Source organism: Halorhodospira halochloris (genome assembly GCF_002356555.2).
Taxonomy (GTDB): domain Bacteria; phylum Pseudomonadota; class Gammaproteobacteria; order Nitrococcales; family Halorhodospiraceae; genus Halorhodospira; species Halorhodospira halochloris.
Genome location: NZ_AP017372.2, coordinates 1,533,165 through 1,552,908, shown reverse-complemented (window position 1 = coordinate 1,552,908; position 19,744 = coordinate 1,533,165). Strand labels below are relative to the sequence as shown.

Annotated in this window: 17 protein-coding genes and 1 pseudogene; 7 read left to right on the top strand and 11 right to left on the bottom strand. The window is 53.0% G+C overall.

Annotated elements, in window-relative coordinates:
• Positions 1 to 29: 29 nt before the first annotated feature.
• Complete coding sequence (locus HH1059_RS07090; RefSeq protein WP_096409533.1) at positions 30 to 3,503, bottom strand: class I SAM-dependent DNA methyltransferase; 3,474 nt, start codon at positions 3,501 to 3,503, stop codon at positions 30 to 32.
• Positions 3,504 to 4,348: 845 nt separating this feature from the next.
• Here HH1059_RS07090 and HH1059_RS07080 point away from each other — a divergent pair.
• Entirely contained in the window at positions 4,349 to 7,441 is a 3,093-nt protein-coding gene (locus HH1059_RS07080) for a TrlF family AAA-like ATPase (protein WP_096409531.1), read from the top strand.
• A 707-nt stretch (positions 7,442 to 8,148) separates the two neighbouring features.
• Here the strand turns inward: HH1059_RS07080 and HH1059_RS07070 are convergent.
• From HH1059_RS07070 to HH1059_RS14105, 5 genes and pseudogenes are all read right to left on the bottom strand, one after another.
• Positions 8,149 to 9,084 carry a hypothetical protein gene (locus HH1059_RS07070; protein WP_096409530.1) on the bottom strand — a complete coding sequence of 312 codons (936 nt, stop codon included), beginning with the start codon at positions 9,082 to 9,084 and terminating at the stop codon, positions 8,149 to 8,151.
• Positions 9,084 to 9,251 (bottom strand): annotated as a pseudogene (locus HH1059_RS14110) (hypothetical protein); the annotation flags it as partial. The pseudogene HH1059_RS14110 and the gene HH1059_RS07070, both read right to left, overlap by 1 nt.
• A gap of 44 nt (positions 9,252 to 9,295) precedes the next feature.
• A complete protein-coding gene (locus HH1059_RS13815) occupies positions 9,296 to 9,655 on the bottom strand; it encodes a DUF6932 family protein (protein WP_096409529.1) in 360 nt (119 codons plus the stop codon).
• Positions 9,656 to 10,253: 598 nt separating this feature from the next.
• Positions 10,254 to 10,547: a tyrosine-type recombinase/integrase gene (locus tag HH1059_RS07060; RefSeq protein ID WP_096409492.1), complete on the bottom strand. Its 294-nt coding sequence runs from the start codon at positions 10,545 to 10,547 to the stop codon at positions 10,254 to 10,256.
• Positions 10,504 to 10,698, bottom strand: a complete 195-nt coding sequence (locus HH1059_RS14105) for a DUF4224 domain-containing protein (protein ID WP_162549420.1) — start codon at positions 10,696 to 10,698, stop codon at positions 10,504 to 10,506. Before HH1059_RS14105 ends, HH1059_RS07060 begins: the two co-directional genes overlap by 44 nt.
• 293 nt (positions 10,699 to 10,991) lie before the next feature.
• Here HH1059_RS14105 and HH1059_RS07050 point away from each other — a divergent pair, with 293 nt between their 5' ends.
• From HH1059_RS07050 to HH1059_RS07045, 3 genes are all read left to right on the top strand, one after another.
• The gene (locus tag HH1059_RS07050) at positions 10,992 to 11,450 is read left to right on the top strand and encodes a helix-turn-helix transcriptional regulator (protein WP_162549419.1); all 459 of its coding nucleotides are present in this window, start codon (positions 10,992 to 10,994) and stop codon (positions 11,448 to 11,450) included.
• Between the two features lie 156 nt (positions 11,451 to 11,606).
• Positions 11,607 to 11,759, top strand: a complete 153-nt coding sequence (locus tag HH1059_RS13315; RefSeq protein ID WP_162549248.1) for a hypothetical protein — start codon at positions 11,607 to 11,609, stop codon at positions 11,757 to 11,759.
• An 89-nt stretch (positions 11,760 to 11,848) separates the two neighbouring features.
• Positions 11,849 to 12,049, top strand: coding sequence for a DUF6447 family protein (locus tag HH1059_RS07045; protein ID WP_096409528.1), 201 nt, complete (start codon positions 11,849 to 11,851; stop codon positions 12,047 to 12,049).
• Here HH1059_RS07045 and HH1059_RS07040 read toward each other — a convergent pair.
• The 4 genes from HH1059_RS07040 to HH1059_RS07025 all read right to left on the bottom strand — a co-directional run bounded on the left by HH1059_RS07040 (position 12,046) and on the right by HH1059_RS07025 (position 15,182).
• Entirely contained in the window at positions 12,046 to 12,342 is a 297-nt protein-coding gene (locus tag HH1059_RS07040) for a WGR domain-containing protein (protein WP_096409527.1), read from the bottom strand. The genes HH1059_RS07045 and HH1059_RS07040 overlap by 4 nt on opposite strands.
• A gap of 204 nt (positions 12,343 to 12,546) precedes the next feature.
• Positions 12,547 to 13,623 (bottom strand): IS3 family transposase, encoded by a 1,077-nt coding sequence (locus HH1059_RS07035; RefSeq protein WP_096409526.1) that lies wholly within the window; start codon positions 13,621 to 13,623, stop codon positions 12,547 to 12,549.
• A gap of 164 nt (positions 13,624 to 13,787) precedes the next feature.
• Positions 13,788 to 14,159 carry a hypothetical protein gene (locus tag HH1059_RS07030; protein ID WP_096409525.1) on the bottom strand — a complete coding sequence of 124 codons (372 nt, stop codon included), beginning with the start codon at positions 14,157 to 14,159 and terminating at the stop codon, positions 13,788 to 13,790.
• Between the two features lie 261 nt (positions 14,160 to 14,420).
• Positions 14,421 to 15,182, bottom strand: coding sequence for an outer membrane protein (locus HH1059_RS07025; RefSeq protein WP_162549427.1), 762 nt, complete (start codon positions 15,180 to 15,182; stop codon positions 14,421 to 14,423).
• 821 nt (positions 15,183 to 16,003) lie between these two features.
• Between HH1059_RS07025 and HH1059_RS07020 the strand changes: the two genes are divergently transcribed.
• The 3 genes from HH1059_RS07020 (at position 16,004) to HH1059_RS07010 (ending at position 17,632) form a co-directional block, all read left to right on the top strand.
• A complete protein-coding gene (locus HH1059_RS07020; protein ID WP_096409522.1) occupies positions 16,004 to 16,372 on the top strand; it encodes a hypothetical protein in 369 nt (122 codons plus the stop codon).
• A gap of 160 nt (positions 16,373 to 16,532) precedes the next feature.
• Entirely contained in the window at positions 16,533 to 17,126 is a 594-nt protein-coding gene (locus tag HH1059_RS07015; RefSeq protein ID WP_096409520.1) for a type I secretion system permease/ATPase, read from the top strand.
• A 248-nt stretch (positions 17,127 to 17,374) separates the two neighbouring features.
• Positions 17,375 to 17,632 carry a hypothetical protein gene (locus HH1059_RS07010; protein WP_096409518.1) on the top strand — a complete coding sequence of 86 codons (258 nt, stop codon included), beginning with the start codon at positions 17,375 to 17,377 and terminating at the stop codon, positions 17,630 to 17,632.
• Positions 17,633 to 17,720: 88 nt separating this feature from the next.
• On the opposite strand, the gene HH1059_RS07005 is transcribed toward HH1059_RS07010, so the two are convergent.
• On the bottom strand, positions 17,721 to 19,079 hold the full coding sequence (locus tag HH1059_RS07005) for a hypothetical protein (protein ID WP_096409517.1): 1,359 nt from the start codon (positions 19,077 to 19,079) through the stop codon (positions 17,721 to 17,723).
• Positions 19,080 to 19,744 lie beyond the last annotated feature (665 nt).

The following is a 19,744-nucleotide window of genomic DNA, read 5'->3' as shown; positions in this document are numbered from 1 at the left end:
TCCTCTTTACTTCCAAGCAAATGTCAAGCCTATGTTTCCCACCACAACTCTCCCTCGTGGCTTGCCATGCCAATGGCCTCGAGCGCTTCGAGTGCCGCCCGGACTGCCTTGCGCGGGCGGTGGCTGTAGCGTGCAGCGATGCTCTCCGTGGTCTGAGGTCCTTCGGCGAGGGCATTGCGAACTGCTCTTATACGCCTGCCGGTGTCTTTGGGGAAGGAATGTTTTTTGCCGCTGGTTTCCGCAACAGGCTCAGCGACTACCTCAGCCTGACCCGGCTTATGATCGACCTCGCTCGTCTCCTTATGCGCCTCGTCCGGCGCTTGGAACTCGGGGCGCAGCCAGCGCACATGCCCGCGCGCCTCCTCAGCAGCCCGCTTCGCATTGAGATCCACGAGGCGCTGCAAAAGCTCCTGCTCAGCCTTTTCCTGATCCTCGGGCTTGTCCGAGCGCGGCGTAGTTGCACCTGGGCGGCCAATGAGAGAGTCCGCAAGATCATCCCAGCCATAGGCGGCAAATACCGCTCGGTCAAGCTCTTCGTGAAGCTCTGCGAGCACGGAGACCAAACCCTGCTCGTGTATCGTGCGCTCCTTCTTGGTCAGCTTCTCTCCGGCGCGAACCTTCTCCATGACGTTGTATATGCCGGTCAGGGTAATGTCAGGATGCTCTGCCTGTTGGCGTTTGCGGTGGCCATCTAGGCGTTCTGCCAAGTCGCGGATATTAGCGCTGCCCCCCGATTTCGCATCGGGGAATGGGAAGGTTTCAAAGCAGCGGGTTTTATTGTAACGGGGACGATCTTCTAGGGTTCCTCCTGCAGCAAGCGTCCATGTCACATGCAGCCGAGAGGAAAGAATACCAAGGCACCAAGCGTCATCAATGGCAATATTTATCAACATGTTATCCGGCAGGATGTTGGCATCTAGGAACGTGAAAACGCGGTGCTTGGTGGTTTCGACAGTTGCGATGTAGCGGTTAACGCCGCTCAGCATGATTCTCAAATCCTCACGCAAACGACGATGCAACCACCACCGCTCTCTGAGCCTCGGATCACGATTGTGCTCACGTTCGGGTTTAACCCGCTCCAATATCCATTGATACACACCGGGGTATCGTTTACGGACTTCATCGAGAGACCACCCAAACAGGTCGATAACCATGACCCCGCGTGGGCTTTGAGTGAGATCTCGACCATTTCGATATGCACGGATGATTTCTGCGATAGGTAAATGGTCGTCGTATTGCAATGATTTGGCTTCTTCAGGTGTAACAATAAAGCCTGAGTTGCCCAGTTCGAATCCCCTTTGGCTCACGTTGCGATTGGCGTGCAACAATACTGCCCCCGCCACATTCGCCCCAATGGTTAGATCTGCAAACACGCGGCCTTCCCTGCGGGACAGATTCACGTTCCGGGCCTCATCATCGGCTTCCTGCTCTTGCGTCACCTGCCGCAGCACCCCGGCCTGCTCACCAGCTGCACCAACGGTCATGGCGATCCTTACCGCCGCTCCATCACTGCTATCGACCCAAGGGTGATCAGGAATGGCAAATAGCAGGGACAGGGGCCTTTTGGCGTCATTCAAGTGCGGTTCCAACACACGCCGGTTGAAAGTCTGCCGCAAGCTGTTAGTGGTGATAAAGCCGAATCTCTGAGCCTGCCCCTGTCGCACTTTTCCAGCTGCTAGGTGCCACCAGTACATGACGAAATCCGCTGACTCCGGCACCTCACCTTTGTAGACAACACGTACAGCATCCACGTAGCCATCTCCTAAGGCACGGCGCATGGTCGAAGCGCCAATGAACGGCGGGTTGCCGACGATATAGTCAGCCTCCGGCCATGCAGCGCGACGGGGATTGATATAGCGGTAGACTGCTCTGCGGCAGGTCTCGTCGGGAATCGGCTCACCCGTAACCGGCGAGGGTCTGGTGCTGCCGTCCCAGATCGTGACCGGCTCACCGTGTTCATCGAGCATGGGCTCCACATCGTCGTACTCGATCAGCGCATCTCGGTGCTCGATGTTGTGAAACCGGCGCAGAATGGGTTCAGGTAGGTTGTCCACACGGCCATGTATGCGGTAGTGCCACTGCACATAGCCGATCCAGAGCACCATTTCTGTAATATGTGCTGCCCATGGATTTATCTCGAGGCCGAGGAATTGGTGAGGGTCTACTGTCATACCTTCGACATCAAACCAGGCTTGCCCACCTCGAAGCTCGGAGAGCATCTCTAAGACCTCACCCTCAAGACGCTTAAGGGCCTCCATGCTGACATAAAGGAAGTTGCCCGAGCCGCATGCCGGATCAAGAACTCGGACCTCTAGAAGCCTACCGAAGAAGCGTTCCACAGCCGCAAGGGCGTCCTTTTCTTTGCCCTGAGAGATGAGCATCGCAGCCTGCGCCTGCACATCGGCCCACTCTTCACGCAACGGTTCTATGACGGTCGGCATTACCAGGCGTTCGACATAAGAGCGAGGTGTGTAATGTGCCCCGAGCTTGTGCCTCTCCTTTGGATCTAAAGCTCGCTCCAGCAATGTGCCGAATATCGCCGGTTCCACCTCGGTCCAATCGTGGGCGGCCGCTTTGATTAGTAAGTCGATTTGCTCTTCATTTAGAGGTATGGGATTGATCTCATCAAAAAGATTCCCGTTGAACTGCGGAATACGTACCAACCAGCGAGATTCAAAGCCACCATCACGCATACGTTCCCACAAAGCGCGCATCGCATCCGGGAACACCTCAGGCCTTTGACGCACCTCCCTAAGCATTTCCTGATAGCGGCCATTAGGTATGAGGCCAATGTCCTCAGCGAACATGGTGAACATCGCCCGCATCAGGAACCTAGAGACTCTTTCAACCTCATACCCTTCCTTCTCCAAAGAACGGGCGAGCTTTGCCAAGTCGCCACTAATTCGCTGGGTAACACGCGCCGCATGTTTGGATAGGTCTAAGGCGTCTGGATCGAGCCAAACGAGACGAAGACGCTCTCGTATCTCCGGATCTCGAAGATCCTCTAGACGTATTCTGTGCTGATTGGGATTCGGATACGGTACATAGTTACCGCCACTGCGGGAAAACTCGGAATAAAACTCGAGCACCCGACCCACATCTACTATTAACAAGAAAGGTGGTCGTCCCTCCCATGCTGGTAAGGCTCGGGCATAGCCCTCGGCTTGCTGAAAGGCTCGAGTAAGTGCTTTGTCCCAGCCGGCAGTGTGCTCACCCTGGCGCAGTTTTTTAGACTCAAGAACAAAACAGCCGCGTCGGTAGAGATCAATCCGCCGAGTACGCGTCGAACCATCCGGGGCGTGCTCATGGAGCCGGCGCTCGAAGACATAGGCGTTGAGCTGCGGATCATCCCCAGCAGGCTCCGGGGTAGGTAGGCCCAAGACGTGGCAGAGCTCGGTGAGAAAAAGTTGGGAGTTGGCCTGCTCAGTGCCGGTCACGCCCTGCCAGCGCGCAAGAAATGCCTCGATTGACTCGGCGACATCCAGTGTATCCTGTTGAGTCATCCCCTTCGGCACCTCGCACCCTGTTCCGGCATTCGACCGCATGGTACGCTGGGATGCGTGCCATCTCAAGGCGGCTGAAATCGCTTGAGGCGATAACCATTTTGATAAACACCGCTTGACGTGTGCCACGAAGCAGCCGTGGGCAGGGACGTGACGGCTGCATGCTGTATCCAAGATGAGGGTAGGCCCCTCGGTGCCGCCTTTCAGGAGGATGCACAAACCACCCCAAGCTGCTGCGGTTAAGAGTAGTGGTGGTGAGCGTTGGGGAAAAGGCAGGCTCGACCTGTCAGGTGTGGATCACCGAGACGAACGAGAGTGAACCGCTGATGAGGCATCTAAAGGATATAAGTACCGTGGCCGTGTCAAGGGCCCAGGACGAGCCCAGCGAGTGCCTGATGATTGGCTGGGCGCGGCGTCCGGTGTATATGCGGCGTGACGGTTTTCCAGGCTTGGTTATAGAACGTGGTAACCTGTTTTCTCGATGCCAAGGGAGCCGACCGAGGGACAATCATCCCGAGGTCTCGAGTACCGATGCGAGGCGCAGGGGCGGAGTGATCCGTAGTAGTGACGAGGCGGCTGTAATGGCCGTGGAGCGAAGGGGTCACGTCATCGGGTCGTGGGCACTGCGACAAGCGTACATCAGGAGGATCCAGTGAGTACGACAAAGCCATTTTACAGGTATGCTGGCCGAGTGGATCGATGATCTGAGCCGTTTGATGCGAGAATGTCACGCACGTTTCTTGAAGCGTCTCGGGGGGGAGGTTCCTCGGGCCGACTCGACAGTCGGGGACATCATAAGGTGGGCTGTTCCAGTAAGATCGTAGGAAAAAATACAGGTAGAAACGATGTCAGATATTCGCGCTAGCAGCAAAGGACGCGGCTCTCAATGGCACAAATGGGACCTCCAAGTTCACACCCCATTTTCTTACCTTAATAACCAGTTTGGGACAGATTTTATTGCTTACGCTGCAGCACTCTTTGAGAAAGCATATCACAATAAAGTTTCTGTAATTGGCGTCACCGACTACTTTACGATTGAAGGCTTTAGGAAACTGAAGCGTCTTCAAAACGACCCTACTCCGCTTGCAGACATTTGCGCCGAAGAATACATTGTTTACGGGTGCGAGCTTCTGCTGCTGCCCAACGTTGAGCTTCGACTAGACCAGTTAATTGAAGGCAGGCGTATCAATCTGCATGTCATTTTTTCTGAAGAAGTTTGTGAGGATGACATCGAGGACCGCTTCCTTAACCAACTAAAATTTGACGTAGAAACAGGTCCCGAGTCACCAACCGAGCGCTGGCCCTTAAAAAAGAAAATGTTGGCCCAGTACGGCGAATTACTACAAAGCCAACATGAGACCTTCTCGAAGGAAGACGCCCTCAAAATTGGAATGCAACAGGCAAGCGTCGCTTTAAGTGACGTCCAGAGCGCTCTCCAACAAAGCCCCAGCATCTTTTCGGGACGATACCTAATCGCAGTACCACCTGACGAGGATCTTTCGAGACTTAGCTGGCATGGGCAGGCGCACTCTACTCGGAAGCGTCTTCTTCAAGCGTCACACCTTCTTTTTAGTAGCAATGAGAACACCCGCCGGTGGGCAATTGGGGAAAAATCCCCAAGCAAAGAACAATTCCGAGAAGAGTTCCGTGATCTCAAATTATGCATTCCTACGTCTGATTCTCACAAGACCGAGGATCTTTTCCAGTTTCCTCTCGGACGAGACGCATGGCTGTGCTGCGAGCTCACATTTTCTGGTCTTCGTCAGTGTGTCAATGAGCCTTCCGCTCGCTCGTACGTCGGTACAACGCCACCCAAGCTTCAGGACCTAGCAAGCAACCCATCACGTTACATTGATCAAATCGCTATTCGCCCGAAGTCCAGCACTGAAAATGCGGGATGGTTTGATGTCGAACTCCCTGTTAACCCTGGCCTTGTAGCTATCATTGGTAACAAGGGATCTGGCAAAAGCGCTCTTTTAGACTGTGCGGCTCTGGCTGGCAACTCGCACGCGGAGGAAGAGTTTTCTTTTCTAAATCGGGATCGATTTTGCAAACGACCGCAAAACCTTGCCTCGAAATTTGAAACAGAAGTAACCTGGGCCTCTGGAGAGGTTATTTCTATCGGCCTAGATGAAAAGACTGACCATAGTAAACCTAGGAAGGTCGAGTATCTCCCTCAAAGTTATATAGAAAATATTTGCACTGAGATCAGCGATGAAGGACCGGTGAGGTTCTCGCGCGAACTTGAGCAAGTAGTTTTTCGACACCTGCCAGAAGATAAGCGGCAGAAAGCTAATAACTTTCGAGAGCTAGTCTCGGAGAGTGTTCGGCCGTTTCGCGACCGTGCAGAGCAGGCCCGTAGTGAGCTAAAAGTAGTAAACGAAAAGATTGTCGATCTCGAGGATCGTCTTTCGAGCGAATGGATAGCGCGGCTCAAGTATCTTGAGAACCAGAGACTAGAGGAATTACGGGAGGCTTGGCAAGGAAAGCCTAGGTTGTCCGTGAAGTCACGCGCAGCGATAAATGCGACTGATAAGCAGGTCGAGGAACACGCAGCACGCCTAAGGAAACGAGCTAGAGATCTCGACGCAAGGCTAAAAAGAGTGCGCCGAATTGAGAAAGCATGGAGACAATACAGCGAAAGTGCGATTCGCCTTAGCCGCGTAGGTGAGAACGTAAAAGCTCATATTGAAAACACGATTCAGAAATACTGTGAGGATTTTTATTCTGTCGATCTGGACCCGGAAAGTTTTATTTCCCTATCAATTCAATGGGACAAAACCTGGGATAAACAGGAGCAAGCGAACAGAGCTCTGGAACGAGTGCATGTTATTTTGGGCAGCGAAAAAGGGGAGGGGCTGTTAGCGTGGTGCGCACGTTGCAACGAGGAGCTGCAAGCGCTACAAAGGGATCAGAGCGCCATAGAGCGTGAGTTCGATAGCGAGCTTGCAAATAGAGCGCGCTGGAAGAAACGAGTTTGGGGTCTGCTAAATGACGAAGAGTCTGGCTTGCGGAAGCTAAGACGGGAAATCTCTGTTATACAGGATGGAACTCTAGACCAGCGCCTTGAAGACGCACGACGGGAACGTGCCCGCATTACCCAGCGCATTGCTGAGGCCATCGAGAATGAGCGAAAGGAGCTGGAGGAATTATATCAGCCTGTTGCGCAGCGGTTGTGGCAAGAGGAGCTGAGTGTAGACGAGGTACCACTGAATTTTGCAGCATCAATCATAGACGTCGGATTAGTTGACGGGTTCCTTTCCTATATCAATCAAGGGCGCCGCGGAACATTTTCAGGATCCGAAGAAGGGCGACAGAAGGCTAGTGGTCTAGTTGAAGAGTGTTTTGATAATACAGCCGGAACGTTAACAAAAGTAGCGGAGGCGCTAGAACAAGCACTTCGAGCTGATTTGCGAGAGGATGAAGGTCACCAGCCAACGCGCAACCCAGACGACCAAATCAAAGGAAGCGCATCCCGCCATGAGCTGTATAATTTCTTGTACGGGCTCGAAAAGTTCGCCGCAATATATGAGATTCGATGGGGAGAAAAGAGAATTGAAAGGTTATCGCCAGGTGAAAGAGGCGTTTTGCTCTTAGTGTTTCACCTCGTTCTGAGCCCTGAGGGCACGCCTCTTTTAATAGACCAGCCCGAGGGCAACCTAGACAACGAAACAATTTACAACACTCTTGTGAGTGCTATCAAATCTGCCGCAGAGCATCGGCAAGTTATAATAGTAACCCACAATCCGAATTTAGCGATTGTTTGTGACGCGAATCAGATAATAGTAGCAGAAATCGTGACAGACCAAAACAACACGGTAGTTTATAAGTCGGGATCAATAGAGAGCGTGAGTATAGCGGCTTCATCTGTTGATATCCTCGAAGGTACCTGGCCGGCGTTTGACGTTCGTGGATCGAAGTACGGGCTTCATAGGTAAAATGATGCTATCGCGTCCTAATACGGGATTATGGATGACGTTATACGGCATCAGTAAAATACGCGCAAAGATCGCGTCTTTTGAATAAACTGGTATGACAGTGGAGGTCGGGTTTGATATCACCAGATACGCTTCGTGATCTATCTGAGCGTTTTGGGGGCAGTCTCGGGGTATTTGCCGTTGCGCTTATGTCTAGCAATCTAGTTATAGTTGATACGATTGGCTTGCCGTGGTTTGAAGGCGAAAGCTTGATAGATCTTCTCGTACGCTCATTGCTCCTTTCTTTATTCGTCGTCGCTATGACAGCCTTCTTAATAGGTCCGCCCAGGAGTTCTCTTGTCCCAGTTATTCTTAGCTCTGCGTTCGTGCTATCCGTGGTAAGCATCGTGACCGGCTTTATCTGCTACTGGTTTGGGTGGAGTCCTGCGGCGTATGTTTTCATTTGTTCCACAGCAGCACCCGCATTAGGCAAGCTCCTCTGGCTGGGTGCAATGAAGTGGGGAGAAGGAAGCCAACGCAATGAATAGCCATAGCAACAACTCGGACTTGAACCCAAAAATCCGCTGATCAAAGCCGCCAAGTACGCCCTGCGAGGAAGCCAAGCCGCTCGACATGCTCGACATCCAGCTATACACGCTGGAAACCCGCCTCCGCGTGGAAGATGCCGAGCAGCGTTGGCTCAGCTAGAGAAGGCTACGACGGCTAGTTTACACGTCGGCATCCTCGTCCGGCGAACTGGGAGGGGATACAAGAGCAAATCGGGGCTTACCGCCTCCAAGAGCTGTTTTCCGCACGCTCAAAGTAACCCGCTTCTTCAGGTAGGGCTGTAAATCATGAGGATCGTCAATCGCTGGAGCTATTTTACCCTTCACGAGGCCTAGTTCGTCTTCTGCAAGCTCGAAGGTGCGCGTGTGTGGCAAATAACCTTCGAGAGTGCCCCGCAGCTCCGCTTCTTCTTCATGGATATTGTCCTCTTGAAGCCACTCCACAGTACGGCTTAGATGCTCCATGTCGGGGAATTCCACGCGACGACCGACGGCCTCCAGCCGGAACCAGGCATCACGACTTGCGACTGTGTTCATAAATTCATGCAGACTTCGCACTGAGCGAGAATCAAGATCGGAGACCTCCTCAGCTAGTGCCTCTTCGGACTCTAGAGCTCCTTCTATCACACGAGTTACTCGGTCCAAAGCCTTTCGGACCGAGCTATCTTCTAACCCCATCTCCGGCTGTTCAGGTTCGCTCCTCTCTTCTAGATGAAAGCCAAAAGATCCCACGGTGGTCCCTGTGATCATAAGGCGGTGTTCTTGCCGTGCTGGCAATGGCCCCGAGGACCTAAGTTCGCCTGTGCGTAGATAAGCACCCACCGTTGCCACCATCTGTTCGAATTTCTGCAAAGCCGCTGCACCGAAATCGGCCAAAATACCCTCGGAGTTCAGCACGGGCTGGCCTGAGAAGGTCAGACTCACCCGGGCTGCCTCGCTACTATTGGTGGCGAGCTCCTCGAGCCGAACGCGAACACTTTCCAAGCGATCCTCTAGTGCTATCCGCTCGATTGCACTCTCCTGCGGAACATCAGCGAGGAAACTTTCGAGCTGCGCCTTCTCGGCAGAGAGTTGCTCATGTTCAGAAGGGCGCGTCATTATTTATTCTCCCCGATAGCCGACGTGATGTTATCCAAAACCGCTCGTGGGACTTCTTCAGAAGGCTCCAACGGGATCTGAACGAATCCTTTCCAGAGGTGGTTACGCCGATGAGACCAAAGGCTGTACCAGTAGCTCGCATGCTTCACTAGCCTCTGCCAGTCGCCGCCATCCCAAGGAACTGGATAACCATCGACACCATGCCGCCGTTTTACTGAGGCTGGATGGAATACGTCCGCGTTTTTTCCAAGAGCGTTTGCTGGCTCTCTCCCGAAGGCACCGCAAAAAAAGTCACTACGTCCACGTCCTCTGGGGGGCGCTCCTCGAGAATCTCCACATTCTCCGCGAAGCTGCCGTTCACCCACTGGAATCCCTGCTTAACCCCGATGCTGTACAGCTCCTGCCGATAGTCGAGAAACCCACGAAGGACTTTGCATCGCTCAGGGGAAGTGCCAAAGTGCTCTAACACTTCGACAAGTGTCGTCGGATAGGGAGAGCGGCCATCGGAACCAGTCTGACTCCCTACGTAAGGGGGGAGGACCCCCTGATGGTTCCAGTTCGGGATCGTCATGCCTACTATACTACCGTACTTGCGGGACGAGAATGTATCCGGGAACAGCCTTCATTCCGTCGTCTCTTCAAGCAAGTTACCACCTCAGAGCCCAATTAGAGGTGGCGGTGGGGTGAATTAGCCTGTCTCATCCCGTCCTGCTGAGCAGATTCTGGACACTCTCATTGATTGAGTAGTTGAATTATCCGGCCAAGGTGGTCGCTGGTCAACACGTGCTGGGGTGCGGTAACTCTCTGGCAAATAGGGGAGCCTGGCGCAGAAGAGGTGGCACACGACGCTCAGAGCCCGGATTGGAGATATATAGCTCCGGCTACTGTGGCCCTAATAAACAAAACCGCAAAGAAAGTGAAACCTTCCTAGACTACTGATCGTGCTGTGCGCTTAAGACATTGCTTTGGCTCCTTAGCACAGGCCGCAAACTTGATCATGGATAAGCTATACGAGCATGAAGCGTGATAACTTGTCTACAAAAATGCAACCAGGCTCCTATTTATCAAAGGCTTACGTAGGGTTTTGAGTGTTTCTTTTGTAGATATCAGAAAGGCATAACCTGTGTTTTATCAGAAGTTTAAGGGCTGTTTAAGGCTCTGACTACGGATCAGAAGGTTGGGGGTTCGAATCCTCCCCGGCGCGCCAATTTACGAGCTCGGCTAACAGCTTCTCGCAACGCGTCACTCCAACCAATCCTGACCTCCTGACCTGTCTTGCCGACTCGGCATTGAATCCAATCGTCGTACAGATCCGATAAGCGCAGGTTAAGCAGATCGCCTTTGCGTAGAGCAGTCAGGTAAGCGATATCAATGATTGCCTTGATTCTTACATTAGCCACCCTGCGCAGGGCTTCAAGCTCAGCATCTTCCAGGCTCCCACTCTTGCGATGGCTTCTCTCCACCTAATCTTTCCATAACTACCTCCCGCAATACTAGCGGACGGCCATCCGGGTCTCTATCATGTGGCAGTCCCATCCTGCCAAGGGCGCGGCACTGTGCGGCGAACCGCTTCCGCCCGGTGAGCTGTCTGATTTCTCTGTCAGTTAATAGCATTTCATCCTCCGGCACAAACTCCATACGATGCTCGTTCTGTTTGCACAGAGCCTTGAGCACTTCATCTCGCGCTTTGCGTGTGGCGTATCTTTGCGGCTCCGTTCACGCATCATTTTGAGTGGTGGCAAGCTCTTCATGTCTGCTGTTGGGTCAACTCATGGTGATGACGACGCTTCCTCAATCGCGGTAAGCCCCGTGAGCATGTTTGTAACGAGCCCGATTGGTGGCATAATGTGTTTCATGAGGTGCTAAAATGGTTCATCAAAATTCATAAGCAAGTAATGATATTCATCATGAATCACAAGGACAGAAAAGGTCAAGAGCATCTGCCAAGTTACGCTGAACAGGTTTCGGTGGTGCTTCGGACTCTCCGCGCGCTTTTCAATATGAGCCAATCGGACCTAGCCAAGGCTTCGCAGGTTTCGCGACCAACCATCAATAGGGTCGAGACGCTTAGAGATGTCGACAAGGTTAGGACAAGCACACTGGAAGCATTGCTGGCGGTTTTCCGCCGCCTTGGTGTCCAGGTCCAGCTCGATGAGGGCGGGTTGGTTCTCTCGCTACCAATGGAGAGCCTGATGACGGCGATTAAGTCAGGTAGGAGTCAGGCAGATAAAGAGGATATCGTGGCTCTGATGGTCGAACTGAATAGAAATATCAGGCTCGGGGACCCTCCCGCGCTGACCCAGGAAGAAATTAGGAAGTTGAAGTACTCGAGCAAAGGCTCCCGGTCGAAGGAGTCGGAGGAGTGAAGAGTTGAACGATCGTGAATCCGGTGTACCTAAGGGTAGTCTGGAATGGCGCTTTTGTGTCAGTGGTTTTGGGGGCAAATCTCTCTTGTTCAGCCTGTTCAAGCAACATCTCTTCTAAGGGTTAAACTCGGCTTCTCATGAATAACGCGGGATCAGTTGTCCCAGCGTGAGCGAGTAAATGCGCCGTCGGGCCTGCAAGTCAAGTCGGAATTGGTTATGCGCCAGAACCATCGCGCCTGTGAGAAGCTCTTCGTAGAGTATGCAGTTCAAGCGGCAGCGGTAATTGATCTTGCAGCCTTTGATGAGTGATGTACTGCCACCTTATCAGGAACTATAATCAACAGCCGTTACAATCGTGAGCCACAGAGTTAGACCGGACATTCAACTAGGAGGAAACGATGGCTGAAGAAGAGACGCAGCAGCGTACTGTCACCATAGATGGTACCGAGTACAAGATTGATGAGATGAGTGAAAACGCCCGTCAGCAGCTAATCAACCTGCGTGTGGCAGATCAGGAGATCGAGCGGCTTAACCGCCAGCTGGCGATTACCCGCACCGCACGCCAGGCTTACGCCCGTGCGCTTCAAGGATCTCTCTAAAGCGCACCTTTGTATCTATATCCCCGGCGCAGCTTCTGATTAACGATCTTTGCGAGGGCATCGCGCGCCTGCTCGATATCATCAAATGGTTCTACCCGGTGCTGTCCTCCACTAGTGCTGATTCTTCCCCAGAAGCGCACCAGTCTTACTGAGCAGAAAAAATCTGGTGCTAGCCAGAGATAGTAAAATCGCCACACGTTCTTCTCAGGGTCAATACGCACTAGCTCTACATCATCCTGTTGCTCAAGAAGCGGGTAGCCTTGGTAAGGGTTACGGTGGTGATAGCCGATCACATTTAAACCCCGTTTAGGTAAGCAGCTCTATTATCGTTACAGGGTAACGCTGTCTTCTGAGATCGTAAACCTGGGATATAATTGCCATAGAGCATTGATGCGCCCTTGCATTGGGGCAGGGGAGGCCTCGGTGAACTTGGGCACTGTGCAGAAACCTTGGCCTATCAGGAGCGGCGTTTGTCAAGGTAGTTGTCGCCTCAATCATTATTTGGAAAGCTCCTTATCCTGGACCCCCTGGCTGTCAAGTTCAGGGTTCAACCAGGCGGGGCCGACGGGACTCCAATCCCGAGTTTCTCCGCTCCAGCGCTGAGGGTTGCGTTCCTTGGCTTTCTCATAGAGCTTTTGGCGCTCTTCTAAGATCTCTTGATCAAGTCCCAGGTGGCGCTGCTGCGGTGTGACGTACTTTATGCTGCTGTGGCGGTGGTGATGGTTGTACCATTGCACGAAATTGGCTACCCACGTGCGGGCATCCTTGAGCCCAGAGAAACCACGAGAAGGGAAGCTAGGGACGTACTTGCATGTCCTGAACAGTGCCTCTGAGTAGGGGTTGTCGTTGGATACGCGCGGACGACTGAATGAGGTCTCAATTTGCAGCCGCCGCATGGTCTCTAGCATAGTGGCTCCCTTAAGCGGTGAACCGTTATCCGAGTGCAATACCAAGGGGCGCGTTAAACACCCCTCGGCTAGCACGGTCTGCTCAAGCAGGGCTGCCGCCGCAGCTCCGGTCTCGTTTTCATGCACCTCCCAACCGACTATCTTACGCGAGTAAATGTCGATAATCATGAACAAATACAAGAAGATACCTTTTGCTGGGCCGGGTATCCATGTGATATCCCACGACCAAACCGTGTTGGGTTGATCGGCTCGGTAGCTGGTCGGACGCTTACGCCGTATCGGCGCTTTTGCGCGACCGCGATGGCGCTGCTCCGCGTTGGCGCGTAGTACGCGATAGAAGCTTGATTCTGAGGCTATATAGATCCCCTCTTCATCGGCTAGTCGGGCTACGATCTGTGCCGGCGGCAAGTCGGCGTGCTCCGGCCTATGACAAGCTTCAAGTATCGCCGCTTTCTCCTCTGTGGTCAGCGCATTGGGAGGCGTCGGCCGCGGCGTCAATGGCCTTTGGTCGGCCTTGACGCCGCTTCCTTCGTCGACACGCTTCCAGCGCTGGTAAGTGCGCGGCGTTATACCTAGCTCCCGACAGGCCGGCTCGAGCCGAGCCCCGTTCGCACGCGCTTCGTCGATCAGCTTCACAGCAGTTTCGCGATCTGAGGCACTGATCATGCGTCCTCGTCTTCCGTTCCCCAGATCGCATTGGCTTTTTTTCGCAGCGCTAATAGAGCCGCTGTCTCAGCAAGCGCCTGTTCCTTGCGTCGAAGCTCGCTCTCAAGTTCTTTAGCACGCTTACGCTCCTTGCGGATCTGATCTTGCTGCTGCTCCTTTTGGGCTTATGCGGTGCCGCCTTCCTCTCCGCGTAGAGCAAAATCGTCTAAGCGTGCTGCAAGCCTCTCACAAAAAGATTCCGGGTCCTCCCTTCCATGGAAGCCGTAGCGGGCGAAAATGTCCGTCCGTTCACCAGTTGATTCAAGGACTTCCTCGAAGAAGTAGATCGCTTCATCCTCGACCTTAGCCCAAGCGGTATCCCACTTGATGAACAAGTCGTGCGCTTCGGGTAGCTCTGAGACGTAGACCCTAAGGCGCTGGAGTTCAGCGACTGAAAGTTGGTTCCGACAGTCGTTGGGATACTCCGTCGCCTTGCGCTGGCGAAAGAAGAGTGCTTGGTCAATGCATGAGAGAATATCCTCGCGAGCAGAGTACATGGCTAGTCTCTTTTCCGCCTTTACTTACAACACAGGCATCATCCTGACACACTTCGTCCCACGCTTACCGGCGCATTAAAATAGGCTAGGTGCTCGAGCTGGCTGCCCTATACTGCCACTGCAAACGGGAGGAGTTCTGGGATTGGCGGGTCTCATAAGGCATTCCTTGACGAGTCTCCGCCGCTGATTTAGATCAGCAAGCTAGGCTTGCGATCATTACAGATGAGGCGAGAAGTTTATACGTTGAACTCAAATTAAATCCTAGAATCGATATCCTACCCCGAGGTGCGCGGCGTGCTCGACCAAGTCATCGATATCGGCAAAATCAAACTCGTTACCATCATCCTCGTCTTCATAAGTTTCATCCCCGAAATCAGTTCGCGAAGTCTCAAGGCGAACAAAGATCGGCGGATAATCGGGCCGATATTCAAGACCAATGCCTGCACGAAAGCCAGAATGATCGTTACTATCGCTATTTTCATCGTCCTCAAAAACTTCGTAAGTCACCTCCCTAGTTGCGTACCCCAAGCTTCCATAGAGCATTACATTACCTTCGCGTAGCAGAGTCCCAAATCGAGCAGAGATCGAATAGCCATCCTCAAACTCAAGGCTCTCTTCCAGATCATCTTCAAATTCTTCATCCACGCCGCCGAAGTGGTAACGGGCCTCGATGCCAGAATAAAAGCCATCCTGCTGCATTCCGCCGCCTAAGATTACACTTCCTCCGGGAACTACCTCCTCAATTCCAGCTTCATGCGATGTGTACATAAGAGCACTTGCGAACCCTTCCTGCTGATCATCATTTTCTAAGAAATCTGTTGGATCTTCATATTCTACAAAATCTTCAACTACTTCCCCGGCGAAACCATCATCGAAGTCCCGCTCAAAGGTAACGGAAGATAACAAGTCCCCTTCTACACCGATATATCCTCCGGTGAACCGCTCCGCAGCGGACAGGGAGCCCGTGCACACGGCGCTCGAGAGTGCTATGGCTGCTGGATAAAGGCGTCTTAGCTGGGGCATAGAGACCTCCAGTCTTTTAGAAGGGAGACACATCTAGGCTAGCAGTCTCACTGATTTAATTTTGAACAACACAACCTGAATCAAGGAATGCGGTAAATCCGCCCACCCTGGCCCGGTGCGGGAGTGCAGGCAAGGTATTAGCCACCGTGAACCTATATGCGGTACGGCGCATAGGCATAAATTGCCGTAATGCTAATTACCGGACATTACCACCTCTCAGCGTTAACTGAACGGCTTCACAAATCTATTGCGTCGCAATAACGTTTGATTGGACGGCCTTACTGATGTGTTCAAATGGCTATTACCAGGGTTTCACTCACCTTTGTATGGTGTTAGTGTGATCTCGGGTCATCGCGGGTCCTAATTGGGGCACCTCCCGCCGAGACTCTTTCGCCTCGATTGAGACTTTTGTGCCCTGATCCCGATGGGGCTCGCGATGACCTCTGACCTTCCCAAGATGCACACTTCCGGGGTCAATCCACTGGTGAGCCTGACTGCAGCGGCTCGCCTCCTGGTGCTGATGCTCACTCAGTAGTACGTATAATCCCGCCTTTACGTTAAATAGCCACATCCGCTGGCATTTGTGTTGGCCGTACCCTATTCGATACGCGTTGAGCGCCGATTGGGGGTAGATCCAACAGCTTTGTCACCAGGGGCCATGCGCCTCGGTTGAGGGAGAGCCAGCTCTCCGTGTCTGCCGGCGACCGCTGTCCTGGGCTTCGCGGCGGACCAAGTAGCCCAACGAATGATTAAGGCCACAACGACCAACGAGCGTGGCAAGCCATCCGGCCGGAGAAGGCGCGCCAGCTGATGACACGGTAATGGCTCTTGAGCACATAGCTGCACGCTCTGAGATAGCTGGCCATCGGCAACAGATTTCTGGCAGTGAGGGGTCTGAGGAGCAGAAAAAAGAAGAAAGGCATGATTGTGTGAGCAGCAGGGCAGCTTCGTATTTGATTAGTGATATACGTATTCAAGTCGATGGTGATCAGCTGCGACTGGGTCTGCTTGGGTATCAGTTGCCAGCAGAGCCAGGATCCTATGAAGCTTCTGAGCCTGTTGCAGGTTTAGCTCTTTCGCGCACCCAGGCGCATGAAGTTCTGCGGATGCTGGGAGAACAGGCAAAAGCAGCGCGTTGGGGATTGCCGCGTTCCTTGAACTGGATGCGCCGTCTTCTGTCAAAAGCCTGATTATCAGGCGCTAGATTAAGCACTGATAAGCCTAAGCACTAGCCACAAGATAATCTTGTAGTTAAACTGCTGCTCGCCTTTTTAAAAACTGAACCGTTAAGGTCCAGGTTAAGCCAAGTTACCAAGCAAGTTCCAATTATCCCTACAAATAGAGAGGCTCATGGCCAATCCTCAGAGTATTCAAGGAGCCGGCGCTAAGGCCAAGGGCGAGTTGCGCGAGTGCCTCGGCCAATTCAAACAATCCATAATCGCGGTGGCCGCATTCAGCTTCTTTATCAACCTGCTGATGCTGGTCCCGCCGCTGTTCATGCTACAGATGTTTGATCGGGTGCTCTCGAGCGGGAGCGTCGAGACCCTGGTTATGCTGCTGATAGTCGCGGTCGGATTGCTGATAGTCTTGGGGTTGTTGGAGTTTTCGCGGAATCGGGTTTTGGTTCGCGCTGGAGGCCGGCTTGATCAAATGCTGAGTTCACGGCTGTTTGATGCCACTTTTCTGCGCGCCTTGCGCCGCCCAGATAGTGCTACGGCGCAACCGCTGCAAGATTTGACCACCTTGCGCCAATTCATGACTGGGCAGGGCGTTTTCGCCTTTTTCGACGCGCCGTGTAGTTACGTTCTGAAACCTCACCTTGATACCGCGCATGGTCTTGCGCTCATCGCTGTTCCACATTGGCTTAGGGCTAATGGCGTATCTTTTGGCTGCGATATTGAATTCATGACGAGGTACGAAGCCCCCGGCAGCTATCTCGGCTAGCCGCTGCAAACCTTCGATGTATATTCGACTGGGTCGCCCAGCGGCGCTGTCAGCTGCCCACTGCTTACAGGGGCGCTCGGCGTTGTTGCTCGCTCAAAGCGCGTTTTGTTTCGTCACCGGTCACTTGAATAGCGCTGCAGGTGCGTCTCCTGTTACGCGGGATGGAGGTTTAAGGCGTCACCGGCCGACAATAGGCGACTTCTTCTTTAGGTTCTGGCTAGAAGATCAGCGCAATTGAGAAGGTGGGCATGAGTCAGAGCGAACGTCAACAGCGGCTGCGTAAAAAGAGGCAACAGCAGGGCCAGGTGCGGCTTGAGCTGACGGTGGATGCCGCGATCCGGGATAGTTTGGATAATTTCAAGGAAGAACTCGGTCTTGGCAGCCGAAGCGAGGTAATCGATGCGCTAGTTCGCAGCTACACGGGAAGCGATCAGGCTTTGGACTGTGTTGAGGAAAGGCGGAATATAGATATTAGAGATGCGGATATTCCTAATCACCAGGTATGAGAGAGCGCGTATTCGAGAGTTGGCGAGAGGCGGTGAGGGATATGCATAATGAATACTGTAGTTGGGAGGCATGGTCGCGAGGGGAGAGCTAAGCGTTACCGGGTGGATCCTGCGGGGAATCGTCACCCTTTTCAGAGCCTGTCTCGAAGCCCTGCCCTTGGCTTTGCTCGTTACCGGTGTCAAGCGGCGATAAGCGCTCGGAGCCCATTTCTATCAGAGTTTTTTTCGGCTGTTTCGCGGAGTTCTTAACAGTTGAGCGGCTGCGCTTGGGGGCAGACTTTTTGGATGGGGATTGAGGATGGCGCAGGTTATGGCGATTGTCCCATCGGTGGACGTGGGCGATGTAGTCGAGATCACCGAGATAGAAAGCGAGTTCCCTTATAGGAAGGTTTTTGCTCTTCGGCAGCAATAGGCTGCCTCTTTCCGGGGTGCGCGCTTTAATATCGCGATTGGCTCCCCAGCACAATCCTGTGAGATCTTGCTCGCGGGTAACTTCTTTCCACGCCTCGCTCAGATCGTTTTCCATGGTCGCAGGGTGACTACCTACGGTATTGGGGTCGAAGAACATAATTAGGTGCCAATAATACCCCTTGTCAAAATCGTATTGACGCTTTACGAGGTAGCCTGTCCACCGGTTGAGCCAATCTCGTTGCGGCTTGTGGCGCGCGAGAATTCTTCTCATGATCAGCTCTTCAAGAGTCTCGGCATGGAGCTGCAGATTGTCTGGGTTTAACCAGATTCGGCCCTCAGGGGTGAAATGGTGAGGACGGAGTTCATGCGCTCCTAAGTCGACCCGTATCATGAGCCGCGGCTTGGGGTTGCAGCGAAAGCAATCTCGGAGGTATTCGTCGATTTTCTTACTGCGCTTGCGCGCACTGCGTAACCGGTTGCGTATTGACGGGTCCTCGGCAAACTTGCGTAGGCTATGGCTGCTCTTTTGGAGGCGTTCTAGCAGTTCCGATACACTCTCCTTGGATGAGGGGAACCAACGGCCACGCTGGTTCTGCATTGTAGCGTGGTGCTGTGTATGGGGTCTGAGCTCGTCATCAGCTTTCATAATGAGAGGGTTGATATTTAGGGGTTTCCACTCTTGCAGGAGAGGTTCTATGCCCCAGATAGTCGGCTGGTATAGCGCTTTGAAGATGCGCTGTGCCTGAGCAATTAGGCTATCCTCATGGGGCATGAATGGTAAGCCTTTGGAGGAACTGGCTGCGCTGCTTGGCTGGAATTCGTCCCAGATTGATTTCCCATCATTGGGGATTTTGAGGAGCTTGTGTACAAGTTCCTCGAGGTCAACTAAGGCAATTAGGCGGGCGGTCTCTACTTTGTAAGGGTCAAACTCTAGTCCGGAGGGGTGATGCGGATCGATCAGCTGCCACCGGGAATGCTGGTTCTGGATGACCTTGCGGGCGCGTTTATACCACCTCGGTTGATGCTTGCGAGCCATTGGTACTTTTCCTACATACTCCTTGGTTGTCTAAAGTTCCTCTGAGATTAGTTGCTTGCCAATGTCGGTGGCAGCATATCAGGCTCAACCTTTCAGTCTATGTGTGTATCGATCTCCAATACCTCAAAATTGTTCCCAAATTCTCCCAAAAAAGTTCCCCAATATGTTAGGGGGGTAAGGCACTGTGCGGTTTTGGGTTGAGTGCTACAGTGCCTACGAGCGTGGTAATTATCAGTGAACCAGAGAATTGTGATTTTCGCCTCCTCGGTTCACGCAGCCGATACTCTGGACCGTCAGGCTAGATGCCCACAGGGTGATCCTATCAGGTAGCGTGCAGGCGGCTCGCACTAGAAGTGATCCTGTCTCTCTTCCTTAGGTAACTGAAATTAAGTCACGGTACTCTGTCGTCTGGCGTTTTGGATTGATGAACGATCTTTAGTCGACGTGCTAGCCTCAAGCAGTGCTCAAGGGATCGTCTGAGTGTTAGCAGTGGCAGGCGCGAGGTGGAGTATTTGAGATTGAGCAGAAAGTAAAAAAGCCAGCCCCCCGTTCCCCGGTCCATTCCCCGTCCTTGGGAATGGACCGAGCAGGGGGCTGGCTAGAGAGCTCTCCAAAGATGAAAGGAATTTGAGGAGTTGATGCGAAAGTGTGAGCGCTTCTTGGCT